The 19,969-nt window shown below is 60.5% G+C and carries 21 protein-coding genes; all 21 read right to left on the bottom strand.

Annotation, left to right across the window (positions count from 1 at the left end; all coding sequences use genetic code 11):
• Positions 1–110: 110 nt before the first annotated feature.
• The 21 genes from GGD53_RS15300 to GGD53_RS15200 all read right to left on the bottom strand — a co-directional run bounded on the left by GGD53_RS15300 (position 111) and on the right by GGD53_RS15200 (position 19,966).
• Positions 111–1,874 (bottom strand): succinoglycan biosynthesis protein exop, encoded by a 1,764-nt coding sequence (locus GGD53_RS15300; protein ID WP_184457320.1) that lies wholly within the window; start codon positions 1,872–1,874, stop codon positions 111–113.
• Between the two features lie 172 nt (positions 1,875–2,046).
• Positions 2,047–2,886, bottom strand: coding sequence for a WecB/TagA/CpsF family glycosyltransferase (locus GGD53_RS15295; protein ID WP_184457319.1), 840 nt, complete (start codon positions 2,884–2,886; stop codon positions 2,047–2,049).
• A 293-nt stretch (positions 2,887–3,179) separates the two neighbouring features.
• Complete coding sequence (locus tag GGD53_RS15290) at positions 3,180–3,719, bottom strand: hypothetical protein (RefSeq protein WP_184457317.1); 540 nt, start codon at positions 3,717–3,719, stop codon at positions 3,180–3,182.
• On the bottom strand, positions 3,719–4,084 hold the full coding sequence (locus GGD53_RS15285) for a hypothetical protein (RefSeq protein WP_003556590.1): 366 nt from the start codon (positions 4,082–4,084) through the stop codon (positions 3,719–3,721). The genes GGD53_RS15290 and GGD53_RS15285 overlap by 1 nt, the downstream gene beginning before the upstream one ends.
• A gap of 123 nt (positions 4,085–4,207) precedes the next feature.
• Entirely contained in the window at positions 4,208–4,771 is a 564-nt protein-coding gene (locus GGD53_RS15280; RefSeq protein WP_184457315.1) for a rod-binding protein, read from the bottom strand.
• Positions 4,772–4,802: 31 nt separating this feature from the next.
• The gene (locus GGD53_RS15275; RefSeq protein WP_064800702.1) at positions 4,803–5,216 is read right to left on the bottom strand and encodes a hypothetical protein; all 414 of its coding nucleotides are present in this window, start codon (positions 5,214–5,216) and stop codon (positions 4,803–4,805) included.
• Positions 5,217–5,223: 7 nt separating this feature from the next.
• The gene (fliR, locus tag GGD53_RS15270; protein WP_184457313.1) at positions 5,224–5,976 is read right to left on the bottom strand and encodes a flagellar biosynthetic protein FliR; all 753 of its coding nucleotides are present in this window, start codon (positions 5,974–5,976) and stop codon (positions 5,224–5,226) included.
• Entirely contained in the window at positions 5,973–8,060 is a 2,088-nt protein-coding gene (flhA, locus tag GGD53_RS15265; protein ID WP_184457312.1) for a flagellar biosynthesis protein FlhA, read from the bottom strand. Before flhA ends, fliR begins: the two co-directional genes overlap by 4 nt.
• Positions 8,061–8,209: 149 nt before the next feature.
• Complete coding sequence (fliQ, locus tag GGD53_RS15260; protein WP_184457310.1) at positions 8,210–8,476, bottom strand: flagellar biosynthesis protein FliQ; 267 nt, start codon at positions 8,474–8,476, stop codon at positions 8,210–8,212.
• 91 nt (positions 8,477–8,567) lie between these two features.
• A complete protein-coding gene (flgD, locus tag GGD53_RS15255) occupies positions 8,568–8,993 on the bottom strand; it encodes a flagellar hook assembly protein FlgD (protein WP_184457308.1) in 426 nt (141 codons plus the stop codon).
• Complete coding sequence (gene flbT / locus GGD53_RS15250) at positions 8,984–9,433, bottom strand: flagellar biosynthesis repressor FlbT (RefSeq protein ID WP_012482697.1); 450 nt, start codon at positions 9,431–9,433, stop codon at positions 8,984–8,986. Before flbT ends, flgD begins: the two co-directional genes overlap by 10 nt.
• Positions 9,430–9,777, bottom strand: coding sequence for a flagellar biosynthesis regulator FlaF (gene flaF / locus GGD53_RS15245; protein ID WP_184457306.1), 348 nt, complete (start codon positions 9,775–9,777; stop codon positions 9,430–9,432). Before flaF ends, flbT begins: the two co-directional genes overlap by 4 nt.
• A 36-nt stretch (positions 9,778–9,813) precedes the next feature.
• Complete coding sequence (locus GGD53_RS15240; RefSeq protein ID WP_184457304.1) at positions 9,814–10,866, bottom strand: flagellar hook-associated family protein; 1,053 nt, start codon at positions 10,864–10,866, stop codon at positions 9,814–9,816.
• 3 nt (positions 10,867–10,869) lie between these two features.
• The gene (gene flgK, locus GGD53_RS15235; protein WP_184457302.1) at positions 10,870–12,357 is read right to left on the bottom strand and encodes a flagellar hook-associated protein FlgK; all 1,488 of its coding nucleotides are present in this window, start codon (positions 12,355–12,357) and stop codon (positions 10,870–10,872) included.
• A gap of 19 nt (positions 12,358–12,376) precedes the next feature.
• Positions 12,377–13,675, bottom strand: coding sequence for a flagellar hook protein FlgE (locus GGD53_RS15230; RefSeq protein WP_184457300.1), 1,299 nt, complete (start codon positions 13,673–13,675; stop codon positions 12,377–12,379).
• Positions 13,676–13,801: 126 nt separating this feature from the next.
• A complete protein-coding gene (gene rem / locus GGD53_RS15225) occupies positions 13,802–14,473 on the bottom strand; it encodes a transcriptional activator Rem (protein WP_064709879.1) in 672 nt (223 codons plus the stop codon).
• Positions 14,474–14,752: 279 nt separating this feature from the next.
• Positions 14,753–15,337, bottom strand: coding sequence for a lytic transglycosylase domain-containing protein (locus tag GGD53_RS15220; RefSeq protein ID WP_184457298.1), 585 nt, complete (start codon positions 15,335–15,337; stop codon positions 14,753–14,755).
• Positions 15,258–16,700 (bottom strand): flagellar hook-length control protein FliK, encoded by a 1,443-nt coding sequence (locus GGD53_RS15215; RefSeq protein WP_184457296.1) that lies wholly within the window; start codon positions 16,698–16,700, stop codon positions 15,258–15,260. The genes GGD53_RS15220 and GGD53_RS15215 overlap by 80 nt, the downstream gene beginning before the upstream one ends.
• On the bottom strand, positions 16,697–17,992 hold the full coding sequence (gene motC, locus GGD53_RS15210; protein ID WP_184457295.1) for a chemotaxis protein MotC: 1,296 nt from the start codon (positions 17,990–17,992) through the stop codon (positions 16,697–16,699). Before motC ends, GGD53_RS15215 begins: the two co-directional genes overlap by 4 nt.
• A 10-nt stretch (positions 17,993–18,002) precedes the next feature.
• Positions 18,003–19,340, bottom strand: coding sequence for a MotB family protein (locus GGD53_RS15205; protein ID WP_184457293.1), 1,338 nt, complete (start codon positions 19,338–19,340; stop codon positions 18,003–18,005).
• A complete protein-coding gene (locus tag GGD53_RS15200; RefSeq protein WP_184457291.1) occupies positions 19,337–19,966 on the bottom strand; it encodes a hypothetical protein in 630 nt (209 codons plus the stop codon). The genes GGD53_RS15205 and GGD53_RS15200 overlap by 4 nt, the downstream gene beginning before the upstream one ends.
• Positions 19,967–19,969: the final 3 nt, after the last annotated feature.

Here is a 19,969-nt window from a genome sequence, read left to right as displayed (position 1 = left end):
GCCCTGTTTCGCGTCAATCTATGAATAGTTGACGAGCGTCAAATGCCCGCTAACGCCCTATCCTGTCGGAAAGCGGCAAGGCAATATCAAATTTGCAAGGAAATGTTCGTTCAGCGCCGCGGTTGCCGCGTTTCCATCACGTGAACACGAAGCCGATCGCGCAGGCCCGAGATTTCGGAGCGCAGCAGCTCGATCTCGTCGACCGCCGCCGGGGCCGGCACGGGCGATGGCGGCGGAGAAGCAACGGGCGGAAACACCGGCAAATCGCTTGCCGGAGACACGACGGATTTGCGCAACGACAGCAGGAAAGCCAAGGCAAGACCGATCGCCAAGCCTGTGGCGGCGCCGGCCAGCGCGCGGCCGGTCAGACCGTCCGTTGCCGATATCGCCGATGCCAGCGGCGGCTTCAGCATGGTCATATGACCGTCGTCGGCTGCCGCCGATGCGGACGCCGCCTCTTCCAGCCGCGAGCGCGCAGCATTCGCCTTCTCGCGCAGCTCGGTCAGCCGCGACAGATCGACGCCGGTATCCCGGCTCTGGGCGATCAGCGTGTTGCGGCGGTCGTTCAGGCCCTTGCGCGCATCGACCGCAGCCTTGGCGGCGGCATTGGCGAGCTGGGCGAGCCGGGCAAGCTCCTTGACCATATTCGCCTTGAGGCCATCGGTTTCGGCCTGTTGCTGCAGCAGGCGCGGATGGCGGGGCCCGAGTTCGGCGGAAAGCTGGGCAAGAGCCGTCCTGGCGACGGCATATTTGTCGCGCCAGTCCTGCAACGCCGGCGAGAGCATATCGGAGGAGAGCGAACCATCGAGCACATCGGCAAGTTTTGCCGCCTTGAGCTGGTCGGCCTTCGACTTGGCGGCAAGGATGCTCCCCTCGGCCTCTTTCAGATCGGCATCGAGCCGGTCGATCTGACGGCGAAGATCGATCGCCACCTTGACGTTGCCTTCGCCGCTCTTTGCCGTGAAGGCGACAAGCTCCGCCTGAGCCTCGTCATAGGCCTTGCGCAAAACCGCGTCGGTTTCGACGTTGCCGCCTCGAGCGTCACCGCCCGCCGCTTCGGCAAGCCTTGCGGCAATGCGCGTGGATTTGGCACCGTCGCCGGTTGTCACCCGCACCCGGATTGTGCCGGCGGCGGCATCGGGCACAATCTCGACCGCATGTTTCAGCGCCGCCTCGGCGCGCGAGGCCGGATCGGCGGCAGCACCGCTTGCGGAGAGAAGATCGAGCACAACGGCGAACGCATTGGCGCCCCTGCCGACGAATTCGGGATCGCGATCGAGCTTCAGGGTGGTGACCGTCGACGCAACCACGCGCGCCGACAGCAGTCCCTTCGCCGCAGCCTGCGTGAAAGCAGCGCGGCTTGCCGTATCCGTTTTCACGGCAAGGGTTGTTTCGGCGCGGTAGAGGGCGGGCGCAGCCGGCATCAGCATCGGCAGACCGGCGCCCAGGATCGTTGCGGCAGCAACCGTTACCGCAACGCCGGCCTTGCCCACGCGGCGTTGCGGTGCTGCCGGCCGGGGCTCGACCGGTTCCTGATGAATTGCGGCCAACGGTTCGACAAAAATCGCCGGCTCCCCAGGGGGAGCCACCGGCTCCTCATATCGCGCTGGTTCCGGCGGAAGACGATGACCGACATCATTGGCAGCCCGGAGACGGTTGCCGAGAATGGTTTCGATGCGGTCGACGAGCGGCGCCTCGGGCACCGCCTTCATGCGCTGCTCTTCCAGCACACGGCCGATGGCGCGCAGCAGGTCGGCTTCGGGCGGGGCGATATCCGGTCCGTTCGATCGGGACTGCCGATAGGGATCGTCATCGGCGCGCGGCCTTGCGGCTGCGCGATCGAGAAAACTGCTTCTGGCCCTGCTATCGTACATTTGCGCCACATCTCATGCACATGATGGCCGAGTTCACTCATCCGCAGGCAAGCAGATGATTAAGCCACTCTAAATTTTCATGGCAAAGAAATGGTTAACCGCAGCTGTCAAGAATTGCGGTCCGTTGCCTCGACGGCGCTGCTTGCGCGTCAACCGCGCGGGCACTGCAGGCTCAGCTCGCCTTCTTGCGATCAGCCGGCGGCTGCCCGACGCTGCGGGACTCTTCCGGATGGCTGAGAATTCTTTCGCGCCGGCGGAAGCGGTAGCGCAGGACATGAAAGAGGAAGACCGGAATGCCGACGATGTAGCGCCGCCAGAGGCGCACGGGCTCCTGTATCAGGCGATAGGCCCATTCCAGACGCATCATCCGCACGGTCTTCGGTGCCCGCGGCACGGCGCCGGAAACGAAGTCGAAGAGCGCGCCCACCGTCAGCACCAGGCGCGCATGGTCGGCACGGATATTATCGTGAACCCATTTCTCCTGCAGCGGCGTCCCCATGCCGACGATCAGAATATCGAGTTTCTGGCGCTCGATCTCCTCGATGACATCCGTGGAGTCGACCTTGTCGAAAAAACCGTCGGAAATAACGACAAATTCATGCCAGGGCGTGTGCTTGTGGAAATTTTCTGCCGCCGCCTCGACGACCGAGCGCTTGCCGCCGATAAGGCCGATGCGGCGCGGGGCCTCCATGAAGGTGAGGAAGGCCGGGACGAAATCCGTGCCGTTCAAATTGGCGGGAAACGGCGCGCCATGGGAGATCTGCGAAGCGATGTTGAGGCCAATGCCATCAGGCAGCACCAGATTGTGCGACATGATCCGGTAATATTCATCGTCCCGCAGCGCCGTCAGCATGTTATGGGCGTTGACGAAGCAAACGACGGTCTGACCGACCGGAATGGAGGCGAGCTCGTTGATGAAAACGAGGGCATCGTCCCAGCCGAGATCGCAGACCGGCAGATCGAAGATCGTCCGCCGCGACGCAAGCACCGCGAAGTTTGCAATCAAGTTCATTCCTACCTCCTGCCGAGGGTGCGTCATGCGCCCGAAATCCCGGAAAACAAGCCCATATTTCCGCACCCCGGAGGTCTCGAAAGGACCGGTCGCGTCACGCATGGAACGACGTCGCCCCGGTCGCGGAAACGGCGCATGCCAAGCTGTGCCACCTGATATAACAGGACGGTTTCAAACAACCCTTAGGAAAATTCCTTGGATTTTGATGCTCGTATAAGTAGTTTATTAACCAAAGGCGGCCCAACGACAAACGGCGCCCGAAGGCGCCGTTGCTGCATCGATAATCGGTTGTTTCAATGGGCGGCCGGGGCCGGTGCTCCCTCGGCTGGCGCGCCATCGATGATCTTGACCGGTGCGCCGAGTTTCTTCGGTTGACCGGCCGAATTTTCCTTGACCTCTTCCTTGGAGAGATAATCGAGCTGCTCCAGCATCACGTCGGCGACATACTCGCCGCCGAGGCGCTCGTTCATGCCCTTCCTGATCTCCTCGCGAAAGGCTTTTGGGTCAAAAGATTTGATGTGAGCAAGATCGACCATCTTGTTGCCGACAAGCAGGCTGAAAAGTTCGTCGGTCGTCATCTCGGTGAGCGGCAAGGTCACGCCCTTCAGCATGTCCTTGTTCATCATGAAGGAAATGCGGCCGAGAAAATAACCGGTGATCGCACCGTCGCCGATGACCGGCACAGTGATCGTTTCGCCCTTCACCAGTTCGAGCGCGCTCTGCTTGGAATCCGTTGCCGCGGGTGCCGGCGCCGTCGCCAGGTACACCGAAAAATAGACCGAGGCCAAGGTGATGGCGCAAACCCAGATACCGGTGAGGACGAGCTTGACCATCAGTTTCCACGCGCGGCGAATTGTTCCTGGGAATAGGTGCCGTCGGCGTCGGCGTCCTGAACCGCATTCTTCAGGAGGTCGGCCACGGCACGAACCGCTTCGAGATGCGCCTCGACACGCCGGGCGTTCAGAACCAGCTTCTTTTTCAGGCCGTGCAGCTGATCGAGATGGGCAGCGGCAAGCTCGGCCGGATCGGTATCGCGGAAAAGCATCGATAGCTCGTAGAGGCAACGGCTCTTGTGGGCGTTGGAGACCTTGAGGTCGAACTGCGGATCGTTGCCGATTCGGGTGTTCTCATTGTCGATGATCATCTCGAGGCGTCCGAGAACGGATTTGATCCTGTATTCGTTCGAAACTATTTCCATTGTGCCCTCGGTTATGTGTCGCTGAGAGCCTGATGCCGAAAAGTGTGCGCGGTTTTCGGACGACATCATGCTCTAACTAATAATTGAGAACAGGGTTCAGATTTCAGGCCAACAGGCCTAAAATCATCCTGTTCTATCGGTCTTGGAGTCGGCGGTCGGCGTGCCGAAGGTCCTGCGCTGGAAATCATCGATCATGCTGAGCGCGGTGTTGCGGTCGCGATCATCGGTCGAAGCGTTGACGATCTTGCCTTCCTGGCGGCGCAGCTGCTCGCTGTACATCTGCTTGGCGATGCCGATGCCGTCGCCCTTGGCCATGGTGTTGCCGAGCTGCTCGGCCATCATGCCCTTCCAGATATCGCCGGTCGCGCCCTTGCCGTAGACGTCTTCGCTCTCGCTCGGCAGCATCGACTTGACGAAGTTCTGCAGCACCATGGCCTCGAACTTCCGGTAGCTTTCCGGAACCTCCTCGGTCTTGGTGCGGTTCTGAATATTGGAGAGGCCGCTCTTCTGGCCGATATGATCGAGAACGTCGACCGTATTGGAGAAGCCCTTGCCGTTCTCGGCGAGGCTCGTCGCGGCAAAGGCCGAACGATTTGCCTTCAATTTTTCCTGGGCTGCCTGAACCTCCATGGGGTCGGCAGCTTTGACCACGTCCAGGACCAGATCACTGGGGGGCGAAATAGCCACGTTACAATCCTCTGAATTAAGATCGCAACGATTATGGTTTTTGAAGCTTGCTGGAGGCTGGCGTTGCGAATTGCTGATCGATCACATCGTAAACAGCATTGTCGTCGGCCTCGCGGCGCTCAGCGTCCAAGGCCTCTTTCATACCTTCTTCCAGCCGATCGGCCTTGGCGCGCTCGCGCGACAGCCGCATCTCGTGGATCTGCTGCATGCCGGTCAGCTGCTGATCCTTGATGGTGAGCCTGCCGAATCGATCGGCATAATTCTGCGAGAAAGCGTGGTGGACGGGATCCATCGAGCCAAGCGCGACGATGACGTCGTCCATCGCCGCATTGACCTCGATGCGTTGACGGCTGGTTTCGGCCAGATCGTTTTCCGCCATCCTTTCGATATGCCGCTGCACCGACAGGAGGCGCTTGAGCTTCTGGGAACGGCTCTTCTCGATCATGACAGCCTCATCGCCCGATGTAGATCGAACTGAAAGCCTGGCCGAACTGGCTGATCAGCGCCGCAATCGAGATGTAAAGCAGGAAGAGCCCGCCCATCAGCAGATAGGGCGTGGAAATGAAATAGACCGGGATCTGCGGCGCCAGCTTGTTGATGAAGCCGATCGAGACGTTGAAGATCATGCCGTAGATCAGAAAGGGGCTCGACAGCCGCAGCATGATGTAGGTCGTCTGCTCGAGCGTGTCGGTGAAGGAGATCAGCGTCGCGCGCATCTGCACCAGGCCGCCGAAAGGCATGGTCGTGTAGGAATCGATCAGGGCGCGGAAGACGATGTGATGGAAATCCATGATGAAGAGAATCATGATGCCGGCAAAGGTGATGAAGGCGGAAAGGCTGGTCTCGGGCGTGTCTTCGATGACATCGGCCGAACCCGGTTGGGTATAACCGACCATCATGGCGAGGATCGTCGCGGCGAATTGCATGCCGAGCGTATAGAGTCTGGCCAGCATGCCGTACATCACGCCGATCAGTGATTCGCTGAAGATCAGGCCGATATAGGTCGCGGATCCCGTGTGGACGGCGGGATAAACAGTGTCCCAGAGCAGCGGCATGACGGCGATCGACAGCGCGAGGGCAATGAAGACGCGCAGTTGCTCAGGCACGCGCGCCGAGGAAAAACCCGGAAGAACCAGCACACAGCCGCCGATCCGGCAGAAAACCAGAAACAGCGCAAGAACCGTCCCTTGCGGGTCTGTTATCATGAAATCGAGCCCAAAATCTTTATCTCGATGCCCTTGGCCAATTCGACATGCGACAAGACCGGGAGCGTGGCGAACAGCCGTTCGATGATCATGCGCACATAGGAGCGTGTTTCCGGCGACGTGACAAGGGCGAATGGCAGGCCGCGATCCATGAACTCACGGATAACTTTGCTGGCCTGCTCGCTGAACTCCTCCAGGCTGCGCGGATCGATGTCGAATTCGATCACCTCGCCCTTGGCATCGCGCTTCAGCGCCTGGTGGAAGGCGAGATCCCATTTGCTGCCGAGGCGCAGCACACGCAAGACGCCATTATCGGCGAGATCGCCGCAGAGCTGCTGGGCCATGCGGATGCGGACATGCTCGACGATCTGCTCGGTCTTCCTGACATGCGGGGCGAGCTCGGCCACCGCTTCGAGAATGAGATGCAGGTTGCGGATCGACACCCGCTCGGCAAGCAGGAGCTTGAGCACCGCCTGCAGGCCGGAATAGGACATGTGCGACGAGCAGATCTCATCGGCGAGCTTCTTGTATTCCGGGTCGAGGCGGTCGATCAGCACCTTGACGTCCTTGTAAGACAGAAGCTGCGGCAGGTTGTTGCGGATGACCTCGCTCATGTGCGTGAGCACGACGGAAACATTGTCGATCGGCTGGAAGCCTTCGCGTTTCAGATCGTCGGCGAAGTTTTCGAGGATCGAGACGGCCGGCATGCCGAAAGCGGGTTCGCGGATTTCATCACCCGGAATGCTGGGCTTGCGGCCGGCGCCGGTGACGACCAGGACTTCCCCGACGCGCAGCAGATTGGATGCGACCGTCGTGCCGTGGATGCGGATCTGATAGGATTTCTCGGCGATGGCGATGTCGTCCGTGACCTTGATTTCCGGCACGACGAAACCGTATTGGGTGGCGAACTTCTTGCGCATCTTGCCGACGCGGAACGCCAGCTCCTGGTGAGCGCCGAGCAGGCGCGTCGACACCATCTTGCCGAGCGCGAGCTCGATTTCGGAGGTGCGGAGCACCGACTTAACCGAATCCTTCTCCAGCTCCTTGCTCTGGACGACCTTCTTTTCCTCCTGTTCGCGGCGAAGCTTGTTTTCAGCCTCGACCTGCCGCGGAATGAACCAGGCGCCGAAGGCGAGAAGGCTGCCAAGGATCACGAAGGGGACAAAGGGCAGGCCCGGCATCAGGGCGAGAACGAACATCAACACCGCCGAAACGGAGAGCGCGCGGGGATAGCCGCTCAGCTGGTTGACGACCGCCTGGTCGGTGGAGCCGGTCGTGCCGCCGCGCGACACGAGAAGGCCGGCCGCGAGCGAAACGATGAGGGCCGGCATCTGCGAGACGAGGCCGTCGCCGACGGAGAGCTTGACGAAGACGTCGGCCGCTTCGCCGATCGGCATGCCGTGGCGGAAATAGCCGATGATGATGCCGCCGAAGACGTTGATCGCGGTGATGATGAGACCGGCGACGGCATCGCCGCGCACGAATTTCGATGCACCGTCCATCGCCCCGAAGAAGGAGCTCTCCTCTTCGAGCTCCTTGCGCCGGCGCTGGGCTTCCTTTTCGTCGATGATGCCGGCCGAGAGATCGGCATCGATCGACATTTGCTTGCCGGGGATGGCGTCCAGAGTGAAACGCGCGCCGACTTCGGCGATGCGCGTGGCACCCTTGGTGATGACGATGAAGTTGATGGTGATGAGGATCAGGAAGACGATCAGACCGATGACGAAGTCGCCGGACATGACGAGACTGGCGAAACCGGCAATGACGCCGCCGGCCGCATCGTGTCCTTCATTGCCGTGGGACAGGATGACGCGGGTCGTCGCGATGTTGAGCGCCAACCGTGTCATCGTCGCGATCAGCAGAATGGTCGGAAAAGACGAGAAATCGAGCGGCTTCTGGATCCACAGCGCGACCATCAGGATCAGCACCGAGAAAGCGATCGAGAAGGCCAGGCCCATATCGATCAGGAACGGCGGGATCGGCAGGAAGAGAATGCAGATGATGCCGATGATGCCGAGGGCAAAACCGATATCGCGCAGGCTCGGGGCGACTTTCGGAAGGGGGAGTGCAGGTGGTTGCGCCATGACGATTCCGTCTCTTCATGAGAGGAGGCGGAGATGGGTCCGCCCAATTCGGATCGAGAATTAAATGGCGAAGCTTGCGCGAAGGTGGCTCAGAGCGGTTCAGCTTTTTATGGAGGCGTAGAACCGCTGCACAGTTTTGCTCGAATTGCTCAGAAGCCGGACTGGATGCGCGAGAAGACGAGATTGGTAAAAATGGAGATCTGCGAGCCGATGAAGGGGGCAGTGATTCCGACCACGACGAGCACCGCGACAATCTTCGGCACGAAGGTCAGTGTCGCTTCCTGCACCTGGGTCAGCGCCTGGATCAAGGCAATGACGAGACCCACCACCATCGCGGCGAGAACCGCCGGACCGGAGGCAATCAGGACCGTCCAGATTGCGGCCTGGAACAGATCCAATGCATCAGCTTCATTCATCTGAAGGCAACCTCATATCGCCTCGAAGCAGCCCCGCTATGACGGGGCTGCGATTGATCTGGTTTGTCGGGCGCGCTGGCGCCCCTTTGCGTCAGGAGCTGCTGCTCGGCGCCTCGTCGGCAACAGTGATTCCCGCCTGCACGAGTATCTTATCGCCATCCGTGGTCGTCGCAATGATGCCGTCGGAATAAACTTTGACGGAATCGATCACGCCTTTGACGGTGCCGTCGGCGCTTTCCATATATTTGCCGACATAGCTGCTGGCCTGGGTCAGGCTCGAGCTTGCCAGAAGCGTATCCAGCTTGGTGTTGGTCTGGATTGTCTGCTCGACCTGCGAGAAGGTCGCAAGCTGAGCGACCTGCTCGCTTGCATCCATCGGATCGGTCGGATCCTGGTTCTTCATCTGCGCGATGAGCAGCTGAAGGAAATTGTCGTAGTTCAGCGTCGCCTTGCTCTGGGTCGAGCTCGAGCTCGTCGAGGTCGAACTCGTCACGCTTGACGTTGCGTCTACCGCCATGGTGCGATCTCCCTGCGAATCTGCTCGACCATCGTCGGCGGCAGTTCGTGATTGTTGAGGATATTGTCTTCGATCGCGTAGAGACCGCGGATCGCCTTCAAGGCGTCGAAGGCGCGGCCGGTCGACACAAGCGCGTCGATCCGCTTCAGCTCAGCGAGGATCTCTTCGTTCTTGAAGCAGGTGAGCAGCATGGTGATCGACTTGCGGAACATCGCCGTCGAGTGGTCCTTGCCCTCGGGATTGATGAGGATCATCTGCGCGATGAAATAGAGCTGGCGCAGGGGTGTCGTTGCGCCTTCCGGCTGGAGGACGTGATTCTCGAGAAGGAACGTCACATCGTTCAGGAATTCCAGCGCGACCTTGCGGTCGACACGCAGGACGGCGCCGTTGATGAAGATTCTTTCTCCGGCTTTCAGAGAAATTCGAAGTGTACTTTTCATTTAAGTCCATCCCTGATGATGGTGGTAACGTCGATGATGCCCTGGTAGTTATTCGACAGACGTTTTCTGATCCTGTCGCATTCCTTCAATATCCAGATCGCAATCGAGATGAGGTTGGCCCTGAGCTGGATATCCAGCTGGTTTTCCGGATGTTTCAAATCCTCGATAAAGCTAATCCACACCCGGCGCGTATAAAACAGGGCTTCGATGGCTTCCCGACCGTATTTTTCCTTGTCGCGCGCCAACGACAGCAGCTCTATGGACCGGTCAAGAACCTGCCATTCCCGCTCTTTCGCGTCGGCCACCGAGTCCTGCATGACTTCGGCATATGAGAACTGATACATTCATGCATCCTTCTTTATACTGCGCGCCTTTGCTCATCAAAGGTAGTTCACGAGACTCAACTGCTGGATCTTCGAGACGATCGTGTAAGCGGTTTCAAGCTGCGTTTCCAAAGTCTTGACGAGGGTCGAGGCTTCGTAGGGATCGACGCCCTGAAGATCGACCAGCTTGTTCTTGATGATGTTCGACTGAGCGTCGAGAGCGTCGTTGGACTTCTTGACGCGCTCCTGCGAGAGGCCGAGCTGGCTTGCCTGCGTCACGAGGCCGCTTGTCGCCTTGGCCGTGTAGCTGATGGCCTGCTTGGACACCGTCGTCATTGCATCGGTGCTGAGGCTCTGGCCGAGCAGCGCGGTGGTCATGACCGAGGCGAGCGCCAAATAACGCGTGCCTTCGGAATTGGCATTGGTCGAGGATTCGATCACTTCCGAGTTGCTGATGCGGCTCGTCATGTTCTGGCTCGATGCCTGCGACCAGCCAGTCGTCGTGTTGGTCCAGCTCGCTTCGCTGAACATCGGCTCAACCGTCGTCGTGATGAAAGTGCTCATCTCCGCGCCGGTGAGATCGCTGACCGCTTTCGGGGGGGCAAGAGCGGCTGCATAGCTGTTCAGCGCAGTAACGATGGCAGCGCTCGTGGCGGTCGTCTTGTCGGTCAGCGGCTGCACGTCGGTGTTGATGCCGGAGAACAGGTATTCGCCGTTCACCATGGTATTGGCCGTATCCATCATGGTCGATAGTGCGCTGGTCGCCGACTGGATGGCGACGGTGATGCTGCCGGGGTCGTGGCTTCCCTGGAGCGCGGTCAGCTTCGACACGAGGCCGTCGCCGACATCCTTCATCTTGGATAGGCCGAGCTGCGAGGATTCCATGCGTGCGGTGACGAGCGAATTGCTTGATTTGATCGAGTCTATTCTGTCGGTCTCGCGGGTGAAATCCACACTTCTGGCCGCATTGCCGCCGAGCGAAATACCGATATCCGCGTAGACTCCGGTCGTCGCTTCCATCGTCGCCTTCGTCATCTGATTCTGCGCCTGACGGATCGTCAACCGCATCGCATTCTGAATGGCCGAACTTGAAATAAATGAGCTCTTCATGGCTTAACTCGCGATATCCAGCAATGACTTCAACATTTCGTCTACGGCGTTCAGAATCTTGGTCGCCGCTTTGTAGGACTGCTCGATATCGAGGAGCAGCGTCAGCTCCTCGTCGAGATTGACGCCCGTCTCATTGGAATAGGCTTCGTCGGAGCGCGACAGTGCCGCCGAAGTGTTTTCGGCCGCCGTCGTTGCATTGCTGCGGTACTGCTCGAGCCAACCGAGGGAATTCGTGGCATATTCCATGATGCTGACGTTGGAATCGATGCCCGTCGTGGCGTCGAAGCCGACCGGCGCTCCAGCTGCCGGGTCGAAATCCATGTCGGATGTCATCGCCGTATAAAGGCGGTCGAGTTCAGCCGTATAACCGCTGACGCCTGACGTGTTCAGGACGACGCCGGCGGCGTTGACGCCACCATCGCGCAGACGCATCGGATCGCCGCCCTGTGAGGTGATCACGCGGGTGCTGACCGTGATGGTCGACGCCATGCCGGCGACCGCGGTGGCGCCAGTATCGACCGTGCCGCCGCTCCAGGTGAAGAGGCCGGGCACATAGGCCGGGGGCCCTGCCGTGTTCTGCTCCTTGAAGAGCGAGACGAGGCCACGGGCGATTTCGTCGAGCTGCTTCTGGAAGTTGGGGGCGATCTCGTCGCGAATCTGCAGGAGCGACTGGAGGCTTCCCTGCCCCGTCGTCGTCGAACCCTTGCCGAGCGGCAGCGCAACACCGTCGATATAGACAGAATTGCCGACGGTGGTGGCGGTATAGATATCCTGGGACTTGAACGTCACCTTGCGCGGGATCGTCTCGAATAGGATCGTTCCGTCCGGCGTGCTCAGCACCATGTCGTTGTTGTCGCGCGTCGTCGCGCTGACGCCAACGATTTGCGAAATCTGCTTCAGAACTTTCTCGCGTTCATCGAGAGCGCCGGATGCATCGGTACCGGAGGCCGTGGCGGTCTTGACCGCATTGTTAGCCTTCTCGAACTGGCTGAGGAGCGTATTCAGCGTATCGACGGCGGTGGTGATTTCCTTGTCGGCGTTGGCGCGAACGTCCTGAACGGATTGCGAGGCATTGTTCAGCGAGTTGGCGACGTCCTGGGCGGCGGTGATGGCGCCCTGTGCGGCGACGGTGCTGCCAGGCGTTGTGCGGAATGCCTGCAGTTTCTGTTGGAAAACACCGAGATAGGTCGACGGCGAGGTTTCGTAGTCGTTGCCACCCATGATCGATTTGAGATCTTCAAGGCCGCCCAGCAGGGTTTGCTGAGCGCTGTCCTGAGAGGATGTCTTCAGATACTGGCGCAGCAGGGCGTCTTCCTGTGCCCGGTTGATCTGGACGACCTGGGCGCCGTTCAGGGACGTGGTGAGCATCGCCTGTCGGCGCACATAATCTTTGTTGCCCGCATTCGAGATATTGTTCGATACGACACTGCTCTGCGTGCCGGTATTGTTGAATATGTTCTGCGCGGTATTAAGTGCGGACGTGAGCGACATGGCTTACCCGTTACCCTGCTTATCTCTTGAGGTTGACGAGGACGTCCATAATGTCGGACCCCGTCTGGAACACTTTCGAATTGGCGGTGTAGCTGCGCTGCGCTTCGATCATCTCGGTCAGTTCGCCGGCAAGATCGACGTTCGAACCTTCGAGAGCGCCCGACTTGATCGTGCCGAGGCCGTTGGTCTGCGGGAAGCCGGTGACGGTGACGCCCGACTGGCCATTGGCACTGTAGACGTTGCCGCTCATCAGCGTCAGCTTGTCCGGGCTTGCGACATTGGCGAGCGGAATACGATAGAGCGGCTTGGTGCTGCCGTCTTCGTACTTGGCGTAGACGATGCCATCGCCATCGATGGTGACGTCCTTGACCGGGGTCGCCGCCTGGCCGTTCGGCGTACCGGTGCCGGAAAAGGCGGCGCCGAGCTGGGTAAAGCCGGAGAGATCCATTGCTATCGTCTGGCCGGTGGTCGTATCGTTGATGCTGAGGGTGCCGCCAGTGAGCATCTTGCCGTCACGGTCAAAGGTTAGCGATCCCGATCCGACAGCGCCACCGGCGCTGTACGGAAATGAAGTTGTGCCACCTGTCGCCGCGTTGGCGTTGCGAAAGACTGCAACCTCCCAGGTTGCAGCGGTACCGGTTGCCGGCGGCGGCGTAACGACCGAAGTCTTCGTGAAGTAGAAGTCGTACATCACCTTGTTGCCGAGACGGTCATAGGCGACCATCGAGACCTTTTTGGTGTCGGCGGTGGTGGTCGCGAGGTTTGCGCTTGGAAGGGTCGCCGGGGCAACCGGAGCGACGTTAGCGTTGGAATCAAGGTTCCCCTTGAAGACACCTGATGTCGACGCGATTGCGGTCAAACCATCCTGATTGACGTTGACGGGGACGAGGCCGTCGAAGCCGTTGACGACGACGGCGGGAGCGCCGGAGTCGTAGGAATAACCCATCAGCTGGAAGCCGGCGGCATTGACGAGATTGCCTTCGTCGTCCTTCTGGAAATCGCCGGCGCGGGTCAGAACCGGGGTGCCGTCAGGCCCTTGGACAATGAAGAAGCCGTCGCCCGAAATCGCAAGATCGGTGGAGGAGGTCGTGTAAGAAATATCGCCTTGGTCGGAGACGGCCTGGCGCACGGAGGTCTGAACGCCGCCGGAATTGTAGTTGCCGCCCGAGGAGGGAAGAACCAACGAGGAGAAGCTCGTCGATACGGCCTTGTAACCGGTGGTGTTCACGTTGGCGATGTTGTCGGAGACGGTACTGAGGCGGTTTGCCTGCGCGTTCATGCCCGACACTGCCGTCTTCATGCTGCCGAAAATGCTCATCTGAAAACCTCGTTTTACCTGTTAAACTCGAGAGTATTTGCCGGGCCTTGCGTGAAGCTGTCTGTCATGGGGAGCAGCGAGGCCGATATCGAGGTTCAGCCGGGCGCCGCCACCCGGCCGGAAAAATCAGGCCCAATCAATGCAGTAGCCGAGGAAGCGCTTGGAATCGACCGGATCGACGCCGAGCTTCTTGCGCAGCTTCTTGCGCAGCTTCGAGATGTGGCTTTCGACGACGTTCTCCTCGACCTCTTCATCGAAGATGCCGTAGATGGCGTTGAAGATCTGGGTCTTGGTGACCCGGCGACCGCGGTTGGCGATCAAATATTCGAGGATGCGGCGCTCGCGCCGGGGAAGCGCAAAAACCTCGCCGTTGATCTCGGGGTCACGGCCATCCGAGAAGACGCGGATGCCGCCGATGTCGGTATAGTTTGCGATCGCCTTCAGCCGGCGCCGGATTGCTGCCGCCCTGGCGAGGATTTCGCGCGGATGGACCGGTTTGCGCACCACGTCGTCGACGCCGCAATCGAAAAGCGCGAGCGTGTTTTCGAGCGAGGGCTGGTCGCTGACCGCGATCACCGGCGCCATCGAGCGGTCCCGGATCGCCCGGGGCAGTTCGAAGCTGCGCTGGCCCTGACCGATTAGGAAGGCCTCGACCGCCGCAATATCCGAATCGGCGGCGGTCTGCACCCACTCGCCGAATTCCGATGGATCAAAGCCGGTAGAGGGAATGCCCTCCCGGCCAAACAGGGATGTGTATCCGTCTTTCACGAGCTCACGCTCATCAACCACTACGATCATTCGTCCGCCTCCGAATCAGTGTGGCACTTCGATGATCTATGGGTACGAATCGCGCGAATCGGCGACAACTCGTTAAAGTGAATGGCAGAAATTAATAATTGATTAAGACCTGCGTGGCGATTTGATCTACATCTAGTGGCCACTCTCGGATATCCACACAAAAGTTTCGTGGAAAAGTTAACGAGTTGTTAAATGTGACTTGCACACCCATTTGGCGCCGGATTCCTGCCACATTACGCACAGTTTCGTCATAATCTGGCACTTCTATCTTTGGTTGAACTAATTTTGGCAGAAGTTACTCGCATTGGGAGTCCATTTGCCATAGCCGGTGGCCACCAAATTGGCGATGACGCGGCAGACATATTGCTTTTGCGCGGGGTTGTTGTTCGGCCCTGCATGGTATCGGGCTACCGCCATCGTCCACGTCTCATGACGGTCATGCAGGTTGCGGAGAAACTTCGCCGCATATTCGACGTTGCGATGCGGATCGAACATATCTTCGGCGGAGGCGAAATTCTCGCCGTGATAATAGTGATTGATCTGCATGCAGCCGATGTCGATGAGCTTCGCCCCGCTCCTGCGGGCGACATCGAACTGCCTCATCGCATCTTCTTCCGAGGGCGGAAAAATCGCCCTGCCTTCGACGTTCATAGCATAGGGATAGAGTGAGCCCTTGCGACCGGTCTCCGTCAGGCCGACCGAATAGAGGATGCCTTCCGGGATACCGTATTTCACCGCAGCCGACTGGATTTCGCGTTCGCAGGCACCGGTGGAAGCGGCTGCCTCAGAGGTAAACGCCGCCAGCGCCGCTGCTGCGATCACTGCCAGCAGAGACGTCTTCGAAACCGGTCTCGCCTGCGCCATTGAAGCCTCCATCCGTCCGCTGCGCCATCTGATTGTGGCGCTCGCGCGCCTCGCCGCCCTGCCCTTGCTGAGGGAGCGACTGCTGCTGGGAGGCCTGCCCCTGGCTGTCGGCCTGATTGCCGGCGTCGGCCCGCTCGACAGGGGCCATGCTGATGGTGACGTTGTCGACCGCATAGCCCTGGCTGCGAAGGGATTCGAGAATCTTGCCGTGATCTTCCTTCAGCTGCCGGTAGGCGGCGCCGGTTTCGACCTTGAGGTCGACGTTCAGGGCGTCGCCGGTCAGGCGCATGGTCGCCGTCACCAGGCCGAGATCGATCGGGTTCATCTGGATCTTCAGCGTATTGACCACCTTACCGGTGCTCGTCCATTCCGCCGCGTTGGAGAGCGCCGAACTCGGCTGCATGGCGCGCGCCCATTCGGAATCACCAGAGAGAGCGGCGGTGACCGCAGCGGAATTGGTATTCTGCGCCAGGCCGATATAACGGCGCGATTCGAGGACCGAGACGTTCTCGAGATCGGTCTTCTTCGCACCGTCCTTGGACCCGGCCTGTTCCGCGCCGAGGTGAACGTCCATCGACACGCCGCGGCCATCGGCGCGGCTGATCCGGAACGTTCGGCCGTCGGCGGCTTCGGTGTTCTCGGCGCCGGGAACCTTGATATCATCAGCCTTGACGCTTTCGACATTGCCGCTGACGACCGCCAGGGCGTCGGATGCGTGCCCGCTCGTTTTGGCTTCGATACCAGCGGCCGTCTTCTCGGCAGTTCCGGCCTCGCCGGTCTTGGTGATGGCTTGATGGGCGGCTGCGGCGGCCGGCAAAGCGACCGTGCCATCGGCGGGCTCCTGCTTCAGCAAACCGAGCACATCGGAAACGCCGCCGTCCTCGGCCTCACCGTCCGTATCCGCATCTGTTTTCGAGATCTCCGTCTTGACGCGCTTGACGCCCTTCGCCGCCTGCGCGGCCTCGTCGGCTGATTGATCCTTGGCATCGGGCTTGCCGACGCCGGCCGGCAATTTGAGCCCATCCTTCGCAGGCTTTGCGGCGACCTTTTCGACATTGGCGACCGTTTCCGGCTGCACGTCGGCCTGTGCCTTCAGCGCGGCGCTGCCGAGATCGATCAGCGGTTTGGTGCTGCTGCGGCTGCGGATCGTCCGCGCCACTTTCCCTGGATCGCCATCGGCGACACCCTGATCCGGCTGTGCATCGTCGGGCGCGTCGTCGACGGCGCTGCCGCCTGTCTTGGCAAGCACATCGGAGAAGCCGCCCTGCTGACCGGCGGCATCGCCCTTTCCAGCCTTCGCGGATTTCGCGGCCGCAGCCGCCTCCGCACCGGAGGCTCCGCCCGAGACGCTCAAATCCATCATTGTTCGTTGCCTTCCTGCGCCAGAAGACCATCGATCTCGTCGAGCTTGGATCGGCTGGTCGTCACAAATGCGTTGAATGAGGAGTCGGTATCCTGGCTCTGGCCAGTCGATGCCACACCTCCCGGAACAGGCTCGGGAGGCGCGCCTGGCGTCCCCGGTTGCATGGCTATCGCCGCAGCCTTTTCAGAAGTGATTTCTTGTTGAGAAGTGTTAGGATTGGATGCTTGCGTCAAGCTTGCCAGATCCGGCTCACGCAGAATCTGCTCGGCAACGGACCGCGCCGCCGCCTGCAGCGCCTGATCCCGCGGCGAAAGCGTTTCGCCGTCGATGCCACTGACATTCTTCGCCGCCTGGTCGATATCGTCCGTGGGAAGGCCGGCCATGCCGCCATAAAAATCTGCGAGCGGGCCGAAGGCATTGTCGGTGCCCGCGCCAAGCAACTGCACATGTTCGACCGCCATGCGCGCCAGCTCCGGCTTGCCCGCTATCGCGGCGGCGCGGGCGATGCGCAGATAGACCTCGCGCTGGCGCGGGGCATCCATGAAGGAGAGGATATCGACGACATCCTGCGGTTTCACGTCGTGATCATGGGCGACGACAAGCTTGACGAAAAGATCAGCGAACTGGCTGGCATAGGGCGAATGCAGGAAGCGTCTGGCATAACGCTGCGAATAGGCGAGTCCCTTGTCGAGCATTCCCTTGTCGACGCAGATGGCGAGGGAACGGCGCAAGGCCGCCTCCTCGACGATCGTGCCCGGCGCGGCGAGACGTGCCTGGTCGTAGAGGTCAAGCGCATCTGTCGGTTTCGTGGCGATCATCACGTTGCCGCCGATCAGCGCGAGGTATGGACCGATCTTCTTGTCGCGATATTCCCTGGCGGTTTCCTCCAGCGTCTTGGCGACGAGCAGCCCCTTGCCGGTCAGATATTTGCGCAGCACATCGGTGACGCGGTTGTCGAAATAGCCGTTGACGTCATGGGCGATCAGATATTCGAGCGTCTGGGGATTGCCGCCGCTCATCGTATAGATCAGCGCCGCATCGACATTGCGGTCGTCATCGAAAATCGTTGTATCAGCTGTTCGCAGCCGCTCGTCGATCGTGCCCAGCATGAAGCGCTGCATTTCGCCGGCCGAATGATCGCCGGCAACGACCGAATCCTGCACGAACTGCAGCGACCGCAGCATCTTGTACGGCGCAAGATCGTCCGGATCCTGCGCTTTGCCTGCGGCAGGCGAAAGCATCGCCAGGCCGAGGGCCATAAATCCGACGTAGCGATGCTGCCGACGCGCCATCCGACTATCCCTATTCCGCCTGCACCAGGATCTCGATCCGGCGGTTGGCCGCGTTGAACGGGTCGGCGGGGAGCTTCAGCCGACGGTCGGCGAAACCGGAGACCTGGGAGACGCGCGTCTCGTCCAGCCCGCCGCGCACAAGCATGTAATAGGCGCTCTGGGCGCGATCCATCGAAAGCCGCCAGTTCTCGTTCTGCCCACCCTTGTATTGGCGCCCGTCCGTGTGGCCGCGGATGGCGACTGCGCCACCCCTCTCCTTCAGGATCGTCCCGATCTTTGCCATGGCGAGCACCATCTCCTGGCGCGGGACAGCCGAACCGATATTGAACATCGAATCGTCGTTCTGGTCGGAGATGCTGACCAGCAGGCCGCCTTCGGCCGCCGTCACTGTCAGGCCTTCGGCGAGCTTGCCGGCAACACCGCCGATCTGTTGCGCGATCTGCGCCTGAAGCTGTTCGGCTTCCTTCTGCTGCTGCTCGGCCCCAGCCGCGCTCTTGTCGGCTTCCTTCTGATGCTCGGCATCCTTCCGAGCTTCCGCCTTCTTCTCCTCGGGCGCTTTGCCATTCGTCGCCTTGCCGTCCTTGGCCTCGGCGGCGCCGGTCGTTTCCCTGGTCTCCTTGGCTTCTTTGGCGGGAGCTTCCTTAGCGGGCTTCTGATCGGTCGCCAAAGGCACCGGCTTCATATCCTCGGCCTTGGCGATCTCCGTCGTCTCGCTCTCGGTCGCCTGCTGCTCGCTTTTGCCGGGCGGCAAGGGTTTTCCGGCCGTTGTCACCTCGACCTGCTTTGTCCAGAAATCCGGATCGAAGGGATCGCGATAGGCTTGCCCGCCATCGGCGCCGGTGGCAGGGCCGGAATCGGCGGCGCCGCCATCGCCCTTGGCGCTGACATTGGCCTGCTGGCCGACCTCCTGGGCGATCTCGGCGAGAACCGAATAGGGATTCTCGAAGAAATCGGCCTCGGAATAATTGGTCTGGTCGCCTGAGGTCGATGTCTGGTCGTCACCATCGGCGGCCGACTTGCCCTCGGTCGGATTATCTTCCTTCTGTTTCGACTTTTCTTTCTTCTCCTCGCCCTCGGCGTGATCGACAGGCTTCTTCAAGCCTTTCTCGGTCGGCTTTTCGTCGGCAAGCTTGATCGGATTGAAATAGGTCGCGACCGCGGCCTTGGTCTCCTCGTTGGCGGCGTTGACCAGCCACATGACCAGGAAGAATGCCATCATCGCCGTCATGAAGTCGGCATAGGCAATTTTCCACGCACCGCCATGGGCACCATCGTGATCACCGCCGCCATGCCGCTTGACGATAATGATCTCGTTTCTGCCGTGGTGATGGTTTTCGCCGTCGCTCATTCGAGAACTTTCTTCAAGCTGGCCGCCCAAGCGGACATACGGGTGACGATGACGGATTCACCGATTTCGACGGCTAGATCGACATCGTCGGCCTCGATGTGCCGAACCGCCGCGGCATGTTCGCCGAGCTCGGCTTTCAATATGTCGAAGAGGCTGGTCGGCCCCCTGACGACGATCGGTCCGGCCGCGCCTTCGAGAATCGCTTCACGCAGCAAAGCGGCGAGACTTTCGGCAGCCTTGGCCGCCAGCGCTTCCGTCATGACGGGCGCAATGGCCGTGGCTGCGCCGGCGCTGACCAGCTGAGCGACTTCTTCGGCGATATCGAGGACGCGGGATGCAATGACCGCCGCCGCCTCCACTTCGTAGCGAATCTTCAGTTCCTCGAGCGCGCGCGCATGGGCCTCGGCCAGGGCGCGCGCCTCGCTTTCGTATTTCTCGGTCAAATCAGCGGTCGCCGCCGCATGGCCTTGCGCATAGGCCTCGCGCCGCTCCGCCTCGATGTCGACCGGCGGTTCGCTCGGCGTCTCCGGAAAAACATCTCCGGCCAAATCGTCGATATCGATGATCGGCGCTGACGGCTTCGGTTCGCCGAAGTCCTTCAAATACCGAGAAAGCGAAATGCTCATAGA

It is taken from the genome of Rhizobium aethiopicum, from assembly GCF_014197535.1.
Lineage (GTDB): Bacteria > Pseudomonadota > Alphaproteobacteria > Rhizobiales > Rhizobiaceae > Rhizobium > Rhizobium aethiopicum_A.
The sequence above is the reverse complement of the archived record's forward strand: the minus strand, read 5'-3'. Positions and strand labels throughout refer to the sequence as shown.

Excerpts from the sequence above, each read along its gene's own strand:
- GGD53_RS15300 (WP_184457320.1), bottom strand. The coding sequence starts at position 1,874 with ATGTACGATAGCAGGGCCAGAAGCAGTTTTCTCGATCGCGCAGCCGCA.
- GGD53_RS15295 (WP_184457319.1), bottom strand. The coding sequence starts at position 2,886 with ATGAACTTGATTGCAAACTTCGCGGTGCTTGCGTCGCGGCGGACGATC.
- GGD53_RS15290 (WP_184457317.1), bottom strand. The coding sequence starts at position 3,719 with ATGGTCAAGCTCGTCCTCACCGGTATCTGGGTTTGCGCCATCACCTTG.
- GGD53_RS15285 (WP_003556590.1), bottom strand. The coding sequence starts at position 4,084 with ATGGAAATAGTTTCGAACGAATACAGGATCAAATCCGTTCTCGGACGC.
- GGD53_RS15275 (WP_064800702.1), bottom strand. The coding sequence starts at position 5,216 with ATGATCGAGAAGAGCCGTTCCCAGAAGCTCAAGCGCCTCCTGTCGGTG.
- fliR (WP_184457313.1), bottom strand. The coding sequence starts at position 5,976 with ATGATAACAGACCCGCAAGGGACGGTTCTTGCGCTGTTTCTGGTTTTC.
- flhA (WP_184457312.1), bottom strand. The coding sequence starts at position 8,060 with ATGGCGCAACCACCTGCACTCCCCCTTCCGAAAGTCGCCCCGAGCCTG.
- fliQ (WP_184457310.1), bottom strand. The coding sequence starts at position 8,476 with ATGAATGAAGCTGATGCATTGGATCTGTTCCAGGCCGCAATCTGGACG.
- flgD (WP_184457308.1), bottom strand. The coding sequence starts at position 8,993 with ATGGCGGTAGACGCAACGTCAAGCGTGACGAGTTCGACCTCGACGAGC.
- flbT (WP_012482697.1), bottom strand. The coding sequence starts at position 9,433 with ATGAAAAGTACACTTCGAATTTCTCTGAAAGCCGGAGAAAGAATCTTC.
- flaF (WP_184457306.1), bottom strand. The coding sequence starts at position 9,777 with ATGTATCAGTTCTCATATGCCGAAGTCATGCAGGACTCGGTGGCCGAC.
- GGD53_RS15240 (WP_184457304.1), bottom strand. The coding sequence starts at position 10,866 with ATGAAGAGCTCATTTATTTCAAGTTCGGCCATTCAGAATGCGATGCGG.
- flgK (WP_184457302.1), bottom strand. The coding sequence starts at position 12,357 with ATGTCGCTCACGTCCGCACTTAATACCGCGCAGAACATATTCAACAAT.
- GGD53_RS15230 (WP_184457300.1), bottom strand. The coding sequence starts at position 13,675 with ATGAGCATTTTCGGCAGCATGAAGACGGCAGTGTCGGGCATGAACGCG.
- rem (WP_064709879.1), bottom strand. The coding sequence starts at position 14,473 with ATGATCGTAGTGGTTGATGAGCGTGAGCTCGTGAAAGACGGATACACA.
- GGD53_RS15220 (WP_184457298.1), bottom strand. The coding sequence starts at position 15,337 with ATGGCGCAGGCGAGACCGGTTTCGAAGACGTCTCTGCTGGCAGTGATC.
- GGD53_RS15215 (WP_184457296.1), bottom strand. The coding sequence starts at position 16,700 with ATGATGGATTTGAGCGTCTCGGGCGGAGCCTCCGGTGCGGAGGCGGCT.
- motC (WP_184457295.1), bottom strand. The coding sequence starts at position 17,992 with ATGGCGCGTCGGCAGCATCGCTACGTCGGATTTATGGCCCTCGGCCTG.
- GGD53_RS15205 (WP_184457293.1), bottom strand. The coding sequence starts at position 19,340 with ATGAGCGACGGCGAAAACCATCACCACGGCAGAAACGAGATCATTATC.
- GGD53_RS15200 (WP_184457291.1), bottom strand. The coding sequence starts at position 19,966 with ATGAGCATTTCGCTTTCTCGGTATTTGAAGGACTTCGGCGAACCGAAG.